Source organism: Micromonospora sp. WMMD735 (assembly GCF_049178995.1).
Taxonomy (GTDB): domain Bacteria; phylum Actinomycetota; class Actinomycetes; order Mycobacteriales; family Micromonosporaceae; genus Micromonospora; species Micromonospora wenchangensis.
The window spans coordinates 4597289-4610005 of the sequence record NZ_JBMHMJ010000002.1; the positions used below are offsets into that span (position 1 = coordinate 4597289).

A 12717-nucleotide genomic window follows, 5' to 3' on the forward strand; every position below is an offset into this window, starting at 1 on the left:
GGATCAGTAGCCCAGCGCCGCGCCGTCGACCCGGGGCTCCGCGCCGACCACCCAGCCGCCGGCCGGGTCCCGCCACAGCGCCTGGCCGTACCCGAAGACGGACGGCTCGTCGGCGACGGTGACCTCGTGGCCCCGGGCGCGCAGCCCCGCGACCAGGCCGGGCTCCGCTGCCAGCGCCGGCTCGACCAGCAGGGTCCGGCCGGCGTGCCAGTACCAGCGGGGGGCGTCGAGGGCGGCCTGCGGATCACGGCCGTCGTCGACGGTCGCGGCGACCAGCTGGAGGTGCCCCTGCGGCTGCATGTGCCCGCCCATCACCCCGAACGGGCCGACCGGTGCGCCGTCGCGGGTCAGGAAACCCGGGATGATCGTGTGGAAGGGCCGCTTGGCCGGCCCCACCAGGTTGGGGTGACCCGGGTCGAGCCGGAAGCCGGTGCCCCGGTTCTGCAGGGCGAAGCCGTGTCCGGGCAGCACCACCCGGGAACCGAACCCCAGGTAGGTGGACTGGATCAGGCTGACCATCAGGCCGCCCGCGTCGGCCGTGCAGAGATAGACGGTGCCGCCCCGCTCGGGCGTGCCGGCCACCGGGTCGGCGGCCCGGTCGGTGAGCAGCGCCCGCCGCGCCGCCAGGTAGCCCGGGTCGAGCAGGCCGGCGGTCGGCACGTCGACGCGTTCCGGGTCGGCCACGTGGGCGTGCGCGTCGGCGAAGCCGAGCTTGACCGCCTCCACCTGCCGGTGTACCCGGTCCACCGGGTCGGCGGCCGGGTCGAGGCCGTCCAGGACGCCCAGCGCCTGCAGCGCCGCCAGCCCCTGCCCCGGCGGCGGCAGCTCCCACACCTCGTGCCCCCGGTAGCGGACGCTGACCGGGTCGACCCAGGTCGAGGTGTGGGCGGCCAGGTCGGCGGCGGTGAGGAAGCCACCGGTACGGGCGGCGTGCCGGTCCAGCGCCGCCGCGATCGCGCCCCGGTAGAAGTCCTCCGCGCCGGTGGCGGCGATCAGCCGCAGCGTCCGGGCCGCCGCCGGGTTGCGCCAGCGTTCGCCGGGTCGGGGCGCCCGGCCGGCCACCGTGAAGACCCGGTCGAACTCGGTGAACTCGGCACCCGTCGGCACCGGCTGCGCCAGCGCCCGGGCCCAGGTGGCGGCGGTGCCGGTGGAGACCGGGTGGCCGTGTTCGGCGTACCCGACCGCGTCGGTGAAGAGGTCGGCGAAGGGCAGCACGCCGAACCGGTCGTGCAGGTCCCGCCAGCCGGCCGGCGCGCCGGGCACCGTCACCGGCAGCCAGCCCCGGGCGGGCATCGCCGGGCCGGATGCCTGCGCGCCACCCAGCGCCGCCACCGGTTCCGCCGCCGCCCCACCGGTGGCGGCCAGCACCACCTCCCGGGTCAGCCCCGCCGGTGACCGCCCGGCGGCGGCGAGACCGTGCAGCCGGTCCCCGTCCCAGACGATGGCGAACAGGTCACCACCGATGTCGTTGGACGGCGGCTGCACCACGGTCAACGTGATCGCGGTCGCCAGCGCCGCGTCGACGGCGTTGCCGCCGCGCCGCAGCACGGCCAGGCCCGCCGCCGCCGCGAGCGGATGGCTGGTCGAGACGGCACCGTGCGGGGCGAACAGGGCACTGCGGGGGTACGCCATCAGCCCTGTCTACCGCACCACCATGAACCCGCCCACCCCTGGACCTGCGGGGCCTCTCCCCCACCGCGCCCGGCGCGGCACCGTCGCTCCGGTGGTGCCCGATCCACCCCACCGGGCTGTCGTTCTGCGAGCGAGCGAGGTCCCTCATGATCGGATTGCGGAAACAGACACGACACGCCGATCCGGATACGCGAAACCGCAATCTGATCTTCGCTTGCCCGTACCTACCCCACCCCGCCCCGGCCCCCGACCGCCCCGGCCGATACGTACTCAGTCGACGGGCAGCAGCCGACCACCCCGGCGACAAACGCGTACCCCGCCCGGCAACGCCGTCGCGCCCTGCCCACGCCACGCGGTGATCAGCGCGTCCAACGCGTCGACGTGACGGTGGGAGAGCGCACCGGGCGGGGCCCCCAACTCCCGCGCCCAGGCGTGCAGCACCCGGCTGCGTACCGCGCCCGGCAACCCGGCCAGCGCCACGACGGACAACCCCCCACCGTCGCGCACCCGGAGCCCGCCGAACAGCGGTCCGCCCGACCAGCACCCGTCGGGTGACAACTCGTCGGACGAGCCCTTGCCGGTACGCGACCCGTCAGGGAGGCGCCCTTCGGACCGGGGCACGTCGGACCGGGGCACGTCGGACCGGGGCACGTCGGACCGGGGCACGTCGGACCGGGGACTGTCGGGTCGGTGCGGGGCGGCGAGGGCGGCGGCGGCCAGGTCGTCCAGCGCGGCGGTGTCGGCGGCGAGCAGTCGGGCCGTCCGGGCCAGGTTGTCCAGGACCCCCTCGCCGAGCGCGGCGACCAGTGCCGGCAGCACGTCGGCCCGGACCCGGGCCCGGGCGTACGACGGGTCGGTGTTGTGCGGGTCCTCCCACGGGGTCAGGCCCAGCGCCGCACACGCGTCGCGGGTCTGCGCCCGGGTGACGTCGAGCATTGGACGCAGCAGCGGCACCCCGGCGAGTTCCCGTCGGGCGGGCATCCCGGCCAGTCCGCGCGGGCCGGCCCCCCGGGCGAGCGCCAACAGCACCGTCTCGGCCTGGTCGTCGCGGGTGTGCCCGAGCAGGACGGCGACCGCACGGTGCCGCCGGGCCGCCGCCGTCAACGCCTGGTAGCGGGCCTGCCGGGCTGCCGCCTCGGGGCCACCCGGCCGGCCGGCCACCGTCACCGGCACCGCCTCGACCGGATCGAAACCGACCCGCCCGGCCCACTCGGCGACGGCGGCGGCCCGCTCGGCCGACCCGTCCTGCAACCCGTGGTCGACCGTCACCAGACCGGCCGGTCGGCCGAGCCGGGACGCCACGAAGGCGGTGGCGGCGGCGAGAGCCAGCGAGTCCGCCCCGCCCGAGCAGGCCACCAGCACCGGCCCGGCGGGAGGCAGCCCGGCCAGCGCCCGACGGACCGCGACCCGGACGGCGGCCACCGCCGGGGCGGGCGACGGCCCGGGAGAGACACCGGCACCGCGCCGCCCGACTGCGGCCGGCTCGGCGGTGCGGCGCCCGACCGGCAGGTCGGCGATCCGGGGTCCGGCCTCGGCCGGGTCGGCGATCTGCGGTCCGGCCCCGGTCGGGTGGGCGGAACGGGGTGCGGGCCCGGCCGGTTTCTCCACGGCGGGACCGGTCGACGGGGCGGCAGGGGGCGGCCCGGTCACCGGGTCGGCGGGGCTGGGCCGGCCGGCCACCGGGTCAGCCGGCGGTCGGGGTGGCGCCGGCCGGTCCGTGCACCCGGGCCACCCAGGCGGCCGGGTCGCCCAGCTCGTCGAGCCGAGGCAGGGTCAGCGGCGAACCGAAGATCTTGTTGAAGCCGGGCATGCCGACCTGCTCGACCACGCCGTGCACGAACTTGCGGCCCTCGGCGTACTGGCGCATCTTGACGTCCACGCCGAGCAGCCGGCGGATCGCCTTCTCCAGCGGGTTGCCCGTCTCACGGCGGCGGTTGAAGCCCGCCCGGATCCGCTCCACGCTGGGGATGACCTGCGGGCCGACGCCGTCCATCACGAACTCGGCGTGCCCCTCGAGCAGCGTCATCAGCGCGGTGAGCCGGTCCAGCACGGCCCGCTGCGCCGGGGTCTGCACGATGTCCAGCACGCTGGTGCGGCTGTCCGGGTCGCGGACCGCGTCGGAGAGGGTGGACACCCCCCGGCGCAGCCGCTCGACCAGGTGCTCGGTGCCCTGCGAGGCGTCCACGAACGCCTGCACCTCACCGAGGAAGTACGCCCGCATCCACGGCACGGCGGTGAACTGGGTGCGGTGGGTGACCTCGTGCAGGCACACCCAGAGCCGGAAGTCGCGCGGGTCGGCCCCGAGCTTGCGTTCCACCTCGACGATGTTCGGCGCGACCAGCAGCAGCTGCCCCGGATCGGCCGAGAAGACCTCGTACTGGCCGAGCACCCGGCCGGAGAGGTAGGCCAGCACGGTGCCGGCCTGCACCCCGGTGAGCCGGGAGCCGACCGCCTCGGTGAGCGCGCCGGGCGGCTTGTCGCCGGAGAGCCGGCTGACCAGGGGCGTGATCACCTCCCGCAGGCCGGCGATGTTGGTGGCCGCCCAGTCGCGCCGGTCCACCACCCGCACCGGCGGATGGCTGACCTGCGGACGCAGCCCCGTGTAGTCGGCGACGTGCCCGGCCGCCTCGTCGGTGAGCCGGCGCAGATCGCCGACCACCCCGGTCGCCTCCGCGTACGACACGCGGGGGCCCGACTTGCTCAGCGCCCCAGCGGTGGCGGCGGCCAGATCCCAGTCCACGAACTGCGCCATGCCACCCACCGTACCCGCGCCGCGACACCCCGGCCGGTTGCCCGCGTCCGGGCCACCGGCGGCCGGGCCGACGCGTCCCACCGGCCCGGGCGGTCCGCGCCCGCCGGGGCAGGTCGGGTGCCGCCGCTCAACGGCAGCCGCAGCCGGCCAGCGCGCCGGCGATCCGGTCCAGTGCCGCCCGGGTGACCTCCGGGTCGCCGGCCGGGGCCCGGTCGGTGAGCACCGCGAAGGTGAGCAGCCGGCCGTCGCGGGTGGTGACCAGGCCGGCGATGGCGTGCACCCCGGTCAGGGTGCCGGTCTTGGCCCGGACCACGCCGGCTCCGGCGGCGGTCTCCGTCGACTCGTAGCGGGTGCCGAGGGTGCCCGACCAGGCGGCCACCGGGAGACCGCCGAAGATCGCGGTCAACTCCGGGTGGGTGCCGTTGCCGGCCACCGCGATCAGGTCGGTGAGCAGCGACGGGCTGATCCGGTTGCTGCGGGACAGCCCGCTGCCGTCGGCGAGGCTGATCTCGTCGGCCGGCAGTCCCAGCTCGCCGATCACCTCGTCCATCGCCGCCGCGCCACCGGCGAAGGACGCCTGCTGGTTGCGGGCCAGGGCGACCTGGCGGGCCAGGGCCTCGGCGATCACGTTGTCGCTGTCGGTGATCATGATGTCGACCAGCCGGACCATCGGCAACGACTCGACCTTGCCCAGTTCGGTGCCGGGCGCGGGCGTGCCGTCCGCCGTCGCGCCACCGGCCGCCGGGGCGGTTCCCCGGACCACCCCGCCCTGGGGTAGGCCGAGCAGCCGGGCGAAGGAGCGGCCGGCGGCCAGGTCGGGCTCGGCGTACCGGGTGGCCGCACCGTGGCTGTCGGCGAAGTTCTTCCGCGCCCCCACCGGGTCCCGGCGCGCGCCGTCGGTCATCAGTGCGGTGATCGACGCGCCGAATCCGCCGGTCGGGATGTCCGCGTCCCAGCCGGGACCGTGGACCGGGCCGGGGAAGAGCGTGGAGTCGACCACCACCCGGGTCGGGGCGGTGCCGCCGAGGGCCTGCTTGACCTGGGCGGCGAGCGCGTCGAGGCGGGCCGCGCCGGGGTAGAAGCCGTTCTTGTCCACGGCCAGCGTCGGGTCGCCGCCGCCGACCAGCACCACCTCGCCCGGGCTCGCTCCGGCCACCGCCCGGGTGGCGATCCGGTGCCCGGGGCCCCGCGCCTTCAGCACGGTCACCCCGGTGGCGAGCTTGGTGACCGAGGCCGGCACGGTGGCGTCGTCGCCGCCCTTGGCGTACAGGGACTCGCCGGTGACCACGTCGGCCACCGACACGTTGACCCGGCTGCCCAGGGCGGCGGCGGTGGTCAGCGGCTCCACCGCGGCGCGTACCCCGGCGGCGGTCGGCTCCGGTGCGGTGCTGTCGGGGCCGGCGAGCACCGGGGACGGGTCGGGCTCGGGCGGCCGCGCGGCGGGCGACGGGGTGCTGTCCGCCCCGCCCAGCCAGCCGGCGACCGGACCCGGCCGGAGCACCGCCGCCGCTCCGGCGAGACCCACCAGCAGCACGACGACCAGCAGCGCCGGCACCCACCGCCGACGCCGACGCGGTGGACCGGCGGGCGGCGGCGGGCCACCGTCCGGCGGCGCGGAGCCGGGACGGGCCGACGGCTCCGGACGGGCCGGCGGCGACGCCACGACCGGGTGGGTGGCGACCGGGGCCGAGCCCCGGTGCGGGGGGACCGAGGCGGAGCCGGCCGCCGGAGCGGTAGACGCCGCAGGCGCCGGAGCGGCAGACGCCGGAGCGGCCGGCGCGGCGCCGGACGGGGGGAACGGGGGCGACACCGGGGCGGACCCGACGGCCGGCCGGCCCTCGGTCGCCGACGGTGGACGCCAGGTCGGCGGTGGCGGGTGCCCGTCGGACCCACCGGTGACCGGCGGTTCGGGCGTCGACTCGGGGCGACGGGGGACGTTCGCGTCGGGCACCGAGACCCGACCGGTGGCACCGCCGGTCACGGACCGGCCCGATCCCCGCCCGTCAACCCCCTCCGGGCGGTAGTGTGAATCTTCCCTCCCCACGACCCCCTCCTCCCGCCGCCGAACTCGCCTGGGTGACACTACTTCGGTCCGAAGACTATGCGGCGTCCGGAGCCGACGGGTGGCCATTCATCCGTACCGGGACGTCAGTGGTTCCGTTCAGCCAGCGTGGGCAGACGAGGGAGCGTGGGAGATGGATTTCGACGTCACGGTTGAGATCCCGAAGGGTCACCGAAACAAGTACGAGGTGGACCACGCGACGGGCCGGATCCGGCTGGACCGCACCCTGTTCACGTCGACCCAGTACCCGGCCGACTACGGCTTCATCGAGGGCACCCTCGGCGAGGACGGCGACCCGCTGGACGCGTTGGTGCTGGTCCCCGAGCCGACCTTCCCTGGTTGCCTGATCCGCTGCCGCACCATCGGCATGTTCCGGATGACCGACGAGAAGGGCGGCGACGACAAGGTCCTCTGCGTCCCCTACGAGGACCCGCGTCAGGAGCACCTGCGCGACATCCACCACCTGGGCGAGTTCGACAGGCTGGAGATCCAGCACTTCTTCGAGGTCTACAAGGATCTCGAACCGGGCAAGTCGGTCGAGGGTGCGACCTGGGTCGGCCGGGTCGAGGCCGAGGCCGAGGTGCTGGCGTCCTACCAGCGAGCCCGGGACGCCGAGGCGCAGGGCGGCACCGCGCACTGACCGGCTTCCCGCGAGCGGCCCGGACCTGACGGTCCGGGCCTTCGTCGTCGCCCGACCGGCCGCAGGTCCCGGTCGGCGGCGGTCAACCCAGCAGGCCCCGGGCCGCGTCGTAGAGGTCCAGCACCGCGCAGGCCACCGGGACCACCGCCACCACCAGCGCGGTGTCGGTCAGGTCGGCCGTCCGACCGAGGTACGGCGAGACCGGCCGCCGGGCGTACGTCGTACCGGCGGCGACCGCGAGCAGGGCGACGACCAGCCCGCCCCCGGCCAACGCCAGCAGCCCGGGGACACCGGGCCGGCCGGCGAGCACCGCCCCGAGCACCGCGAACCCGGCCAGCCCGGCCGTGACCGGGGGCACCCGGTGCCGGACGGCCACGAACAGCCGGGACCGCAGCAGCAGCACGCCCGCGCCGACGGCCACCAGCACCCGCCCGGCGAGCCCACCGTCGGCGGCGAGCACCAGCGCGGCGGCCACCACCGCGACCGCGTGCCCGAGCAGCATCCCGGTCAGCATCTCCTCGCTGCGGGCCACCGCCGCGTGCACCCGGGCCCGGTCCGGCAGGTCCCGTACGCCGTCCGGGCCACCCGTCGGGCCGTCGGGCAGGGTGATCGGTGGCAGCGGCACCTTGCCCAGCCGGATCGCCAGCAGCGGCAGCGCCCCGAGGACGAAGACCAGCACGCAGAGCAGCACGGCGGCGGTGCCGGCCGGGTCGAGCAGCAGCCCGCCCAGACCGGCGAGCGCGCCCACCGCGCCGGCCGTCGCGCCGGCCACGAAGACCCGCAGCCGGGTGGCGACGCCGAGCAGGCCCAGCACGGCGGCCAGGAGCAGCGCCACCGCACCGGCGAGCAGCTCGGGCGCGCCGAGCCAGGGCAGTGGCCGCAACACTCCCACCGGGTCGCCCGAGCTGACCGCGAGCGCGCCCGACGCGGCGGCGTACGGCAGGGCGTAGCCACCGAGGGTGGCTCCGGTGGGGCCGTCACCCCACGCCCGGGAGGCGGTGGTGCCGGCGAGGGTGAGCAGCAGCGCCACCGCGCCCGCGGCGGGCCAGGCGGCGGGCTGTCCCGGCCCGGCGGCCAGCACGGCGAGCAGCCCCACGGCGAGCGGGACGCCCGCACCGGCCAGCACGGCCGCCCGGGTCGTCGCCGGTGACCAGGCCGCCCCCCGGCGACGCGCGCCGTCGGCGATGGCCTCGACCACGTCGTCGTACTCCAGTTCGGGCCACTGGTCGTGGGCGGGCACCAGGTGCAGCACCTCGCCGTCGCGTACCCCCTGCGGCAGCAGCGGCTGCGCGGTCACCAGCACCGCCCCGTCGGTACGCCGCAGCACCCAGCCGCCGTGCCGCTCGCCGTCGTCGGCCAGCCCCTCCCCGGCGTGCCGGAGCACCTCGGGCAGCAGCTCGGCCAGGGGGACCTGCTCCGGCAGGGCCACGTCGACGCGTCGCCCCGGCGCGCTGATGGTGACCCTGGCCAGCCCGATGGTCATCGACTGGACTCCATATCGATAGGCGGTGGCGGCTGACGGACGACGCGCACTTTACCTACGATGAGCCAGGTTCGGGTTACCGAGCGCCACAGGGAGGTGGATTTGTCCACTGTCGTCATCAGGCGGCCACCGCGTCGGCCCGCCCCGGAGATCCCGGTCGGCGAGCTGCCCGTGGCGGGTCCGCCGGAGATCCCGGTGGTCACCGGCGGGCGCTGGCAGCAGGCGCTGATGGTGCTGCCGATGCTGGGCGGCACGGTGGCGATGGCGATGATGTTCGGTCGCGGTGGCGGCGCCTACTCGTACGTGGTGGGCGGGATGTTCGGGCTCTCCTCGGTGGCGATGCTGATGACCTCCTGGGGCAGCGCCTCGGGCAGCCCGCGCAAGTCGGAGATGATGGCCGCCCGCCGGGAGTACCTGCGGCACCTGACCACCCTGCGGCGACGGGTCCGGCAGACCGCCCGGCAGCAGCGGGCCGGGCTGTACTACCGGCATCCCGACCCGGAGCGGCTCTGGTCGACGGTGGACAGTCACCGGGTCTGGGAACGCCGTCCCGGCGACCCGGACTTCGGCGTGGTGCGGGTCGCCGTCGGTCCGCAGACGCTGGCCACCCCGCTGGTGCCGCCGGTCACCCGACCGCTGGAGGAGCTGGAGCCGATGACGGCGGGGGCGCTGCGGCGCTTCCTCGACGCGTACTCGGTGGTGCCGGACCTGCCGGTGGCGCTGTCGCTGCGCAGCTTCGCCCGGGTCTTCGTCCGGGGCGGGCAGCAGTCGGGTGGCGCGACCGGGCCGGGCGGGGGTACGGCGGAGAGCGGCACCGGATCGCCCGACGCGCAGGCGCTGGCCCGCGCGATGCTCGTCCAGCTCGCCGTCTTCCACGCCCCCGACGAGCTGCTCGTCGCCGTCTGCGCCGGCCCGGAACGGCGTCGGCACTGGGAGTGGGTGAAGTGGCTGCCGCACGCCCACCACCCGAGCAGGGTCGACGCGCTGGGCCCCGTCCGGCTGGTCACCAGCTCCGCCGTCGACCTGGAACGGCTCCTCGGCGACGTGCTGGCCAGCCGGTCCCGGTTCAGCCCGGCCGGACCGGCCACCGACGGCCCACACGTGGTGGTGCTCCTCGACGGCGGTGACCTGACCGACGCCACCGAACTGACCGGCGACGGCGGCATCGACGCGGTGACCGTGCTCGACCTGGACACCCCGGCGCCGCGCCTGCTGGACCGGTTCGCCCTGCTGCTGGAGGTCCGCGCCGGACGGCTGCACTCCTGGTCGGCCGAGGGGCACGCCGAGGTGGGCACCGCCGACCGGCTGGACGTGGTCGACGCGGAGGCGGTCGCCCGGCGGCTCGCCCCGCTGCGGCTCGCCGCCGTCGCCCGGGGCACCGAGGCCGTCCCCGGGGCCGAACCCGGCCTGCCCGAGCTGCTCGGGCTGGGCGACCCGGAGGGGTTCACCGCCGACCAGGGCTGGCTGCCCCGCTCGCCCCGGGACCGGCTGCGGGTGCCGATCGGGGTCGGCCCGGACGGCGGCGCGGTCGAGCTGGACCTCAAGGAGTCGGCGCAGGACGGGATGGGCCCGCACGGGCTGCTGATCGGCGCGACCGGTTCCGGCAAGTCGGAGCTGCTGCGCACCCTGGTCCTGGCGTTGGCCGCCACGCACAGCTCGGAGCAGCTCAACTTCGTCCTGGTCGACTTCAAGGGCGGGGCCACCTTCGCCTCGTTCGACCGGCTGCCGCACACCGCCGCCGTGATCACCAACCTGGTCGACGCGCTGCCGCTTGTCGACCGGATGGTGGACGCCATCAACGGTGAGCTGATGCGCCGCCAGGAGCTGCTGCGCCGGGCCGGCAACTTCGCCAGCCTGCGCGACTACGAGCGGGCCCGGACGGCCGGCGCGCCACTGGCCCCGCTGCCGTCGCTGCTGCTGGTCTGCGACGAGTTCTCCGAGCTGCTGTCCGCCAAGCCCGACTTCATCGACCTGTTCGTGCAGATCGGCCGGCTGGGCCGGTCACTCGGCGTGCACCTGCTGCTGGCCAGCCAGCGGCTGGAGGAGGGGCGGCTGCGCGGGCTCGACACCCACCTGTCGTACCGGATCGGGTTGCGGACCTTCTCGGCGCTGGAGTCCCGCACGGTGCTCGGCGTGCCGGACGCGCACGAGCTGCCCCGCTCCCCCGGGCACGGCTACCTGCGCGCCGGCACCGACCCGCTGGTCCGGTTCCGGGCCGCGTACGTCTCCGGTCCACTGCGGCGCCACGGCGGCCCGGCCGGGGGCGGGGCCGGTGGAGCGGCCCGGCTGCTCACCTTCTCCACCCATCTGGTGCCGGTGCCCGAGCCGGCCGCCCCGGTCACCCCGCCGGTCGTCGAGGACGAGGCGGGGAGCCTGCTCGACACGCTTGTCGGCCGGTTGGCCGGGCAGGGGCCGCCGGCGCACCAGGTGTGGCTGCCGCCGCTGGACCGGGCGCCCACCCTCGACGAGCTGCTCGGCCCGCCCGGCGTCGACCCCGACCGGGGTCTGGGCTTCGCCAACCCGGAGCTGCACGGCGGCCTCCAGGTGCCGGTGGCGGTGGTCGACAAGCCGTACGAGCAGCGCCGCGACGTGCTGTGGTTGGCGCTGGGCGGGGCGGCCGGGCACGTGGCCGTGGTCGGCGCGCCGCAGAGCGGCAAGTCGCACGCGTTGCGGACGCTGGTCTGCGCGCTGGCGCTCACCCACACGCCGGCCGAGGCGCAGGTCTACTGCCTGGACTTCGGCGGCGGCGGGTTGACCGCGCTGCGCGAACTGCCGCACGTGGGCGGGGTCGCCGGCCGGGCCGACCCGACGGTGGTCCGGCGTACGGTCGGGGAGATCGCCACCCTGCTCGCCGAGCGGGAACGCCGCTTCACCGAGCTGGGCGTGGAGTCGATGGCGGCGTGGCGCAGGCGGCGGCGGGAGCTGGCCGTCGCCGGTCAGCCCCCCGTCGACCCGTTCGGTGACGTGTTCCTCGTCGTCGACGGCTGGGCCACCCTGCGCGGCGAGTACGACGACCTGGAACCCCTGATCACCGACCTGGCGACCCGGGGCCTGTCGTACGGGGTGCACGTGGTGGCGAGTGCGGTGCGCTGGCTGGATTTCCGGCCCGGCATCCGGGACCTGTTCGGGTCCCGGTTGGAGCTGCGTCTGGGTGACCCGTCCGACTCGGTGGTGAAGCGGGTGGCGGCGGCCGGTGTGCCGGAGCAGCCGGGGCGGGGGATCACCGCGCAGAGCCTGCACCTCCTCACCGCCCTGCCGCAGTTCACCGGCGGGGACACGGCGGATCTGGTCAAGGCGGTCGCGGGGGCCTGGTCGGGGCCGCCCGCCCCCCGGGTGCGGCTGCTCCCCCCGGTGCTGCCCTACGCCGACCTGGACACCACCGCCGGTGCCGGGCTGGCGTTCCCGGTGGGGATCGCCGAGGCGGACCTGCGTCCGGTGCTGCTCGACTTCGCCACCGAGCCGCACTTCGTGGTCTTCGGCGACGCCGAGTGCGGCAAGTCGTCGTTCCTGCGGGCGCTGGCCACCTCGATCGTCGAGCGGTTCACCCCGGAGCAGGCCCGGGTGATCCTGGTCGACTACCGGCGCAGCCTGCTCGGCACGGTCGAGACCGACCATCTGATCGGGTACGGCACGGCGGCGGCGCACACCACCGAGCTGATCGAGTCGGTCGCCGGCTACATGCGCGGCCGGCTGCCCGGGCCGGAGGTCACCCCGGCCCAGTTGCGGGACCGTTCCTGGTGGTCCGGTCCCGAGTTGTTCATCCTGGTCGACGACTACGACCTGGTGGCCAGCGGTCCGGCGAACCCGTTGCGCGGGCTGGAGGAGCACCTGCCCCAGGCCCGCGACGTCGGCCTGCACCTGGTGCTGGCCCGCCGTTGCGGTGGCGCGGGCCGGTCCCAGTACGAGCCGGTCGTGCAGCGGCTGCGGGAGTTGTCCACCGCCGGGCTGGTGATGAGCGGCAGCCCCGACGAGGGGCCGCTCGTCGGGGCGGTCCGTCCCGGCCCGCTGCCGGCGGGGCGTGGTCGACTGGTCACCCGACGCGAGGGGGTCCGCCTCGTTCAACTGGCTCATCTCCCGCCACCGTGATCCGGGTGTGCCGGAACGTGCCGTGTCGGCGGCCGGAACCGGTAATCTCCGAGCAGCATGTG

The 12717-nt window shown here is 76.3% G+C and carries 6 protein-coding genes and 2 pseudogenes; 2 read left to right on the top strand and 6 right to left on the bottom strand.

What is annotated here, in order from left to right; all coding sequences use genetic code 11:
• Window positions 1-3: 3 nt before the first annotated feature.
• From ACN268_RS19795 to dacB, 5 genes and pseudogenes are all read right to left on the bottom strand, one after another.
• Entirely contained in the window at window positions 4-1632 is a 1629-nt protein-coding gene (locus tag ACN268_RS19795) for a gamma-glutamyltransferase family protein (RefSeq protein ID WP_421484479.1), read from the bottom strand.
• 270 nt (window positions 1633-1902) lie between these two features.
• A pseudogene (locus tag ACN268_RS19800) lies at window positions 1903-2127 on the bottom strand (TilS substrate-binding domain-containing protein); the annotation flags it as partial.
• A gap of 186 nt (window positions 2128-2313) precedes the next feature.
• Window positions 2314-3054, bottom strand: a pseudogene (tilS, locus tag ACN268_RS19805) (tRNA lysidine(34) synthetase TilS); the annotation flags it as partial.
• 262 nt (window positions 3055-3316) lie between these two features.
• Window positions 3317-4384 carry a zinc-dependent metalloprotease gene (locus tag ACN268_RS19810; RefSeq protein WP_204927074.1) on the bottom strand — a complete coding sequence of 356 codons (1068 nt, stop codon included), beginning with the start codon at window positions 4382-4384 and terminating at the stop codon, window positions 3317-3319.
• A gap of 127 nt (window positions 4385-4511) precedes the next feature.
• Window positions 4512-5939 carry a D-alanyl-D-alanine carboxypeptidase/D-alanyl-D-alanine endopeptidase gene (gene dacB / locus ACN268_RS19815; protein ID WP_421486942.1) on the bottom strand — a complete coding sequence of 476 codons (1428 nt, stop codon included), beginning with the start codon at window positions 5937-5939 and terminating at the stop codon, window positions 4512-4514.
• Between the two features lie 640 nt (window positions 5940-6579).
• Between dacB and ACN268_RS19820 the strand changes: the two genes are divergently transcribed.
• On the top strand, window positions 6580-7086 hold the full coding sequence (locus ACN268_RS19820) for an inorganic diphosphatase (protein ID WP_204927072.1): 507 nt from the start codon (window positions 6580-6582) through the stop codon (window positions 7084-7086).
• 82 nt (window positions 7087-7168) lie between these two features.
• Here ACN268_RS19820 and eccD read toward each other — a convergent pair whose 3' ends face one another.
• Window positions 7169-8569, bottom strand: a complete 1401-nt coding sequence (gene eccD / locus ACN268_RS19825; protein WP_421484480.1) for a type VII secretion integral membrane protein EccD — start codon at window positions 8567-8569, stop codon at window positions 7169-7171.
• A 102-nt stretch (window positions 8570-8671) separates the two neighbouring features.
• On the opposite strand from eccD, the gene eccCa reads away from it, so the two are divergent.
• On the top strand, window positions 8672-12655 hold the full coding sequence (eccCa, locus tag ACN268_RS19830) for a type VII secretion protein EccCa (RefSeq protein WP_421484481.1): 3984 nt from the start codon (window positions 8672-8674) through the stop codon (window positions 12653-12655).
• The last annotated feature ends 62 nt before the right edge of the window (window positions 12656-12717 follow it).

Excerpts from the sequence above, each read along its gene's own strand:
- ACN268_RS19795 (WP_421484479.1), bottom strand. The coding sequence starts at position 1,632 with ATGGCGTACCCCCGCAGTGCCCTGTTCGCCCCGCACGGTGCCGTCTCG.
- ACN268_RS19810 (WP_204927074.1), bottom strand. The coding sequence starts at position 4,384 with ATGGCGCAGTTCGTGGACTGGGATCTGGCCGCCGCCACCGCTGGGGCG.
- ACN268_RS19820 (WP_204927072.1), top strand. The coding sequence starts at position 6,580 with ATGGATTTCGACGTCACGGTTGAGATCCCGAAGGGTCACCGAAACAAG.
- eccD (WP_421484480.1), bottom strand. The coding sequence starts at position 8,569 with ATGACCATCGGGCTGGCCAGGGTCACCATCAGCGCGCCGGGGCGACGC.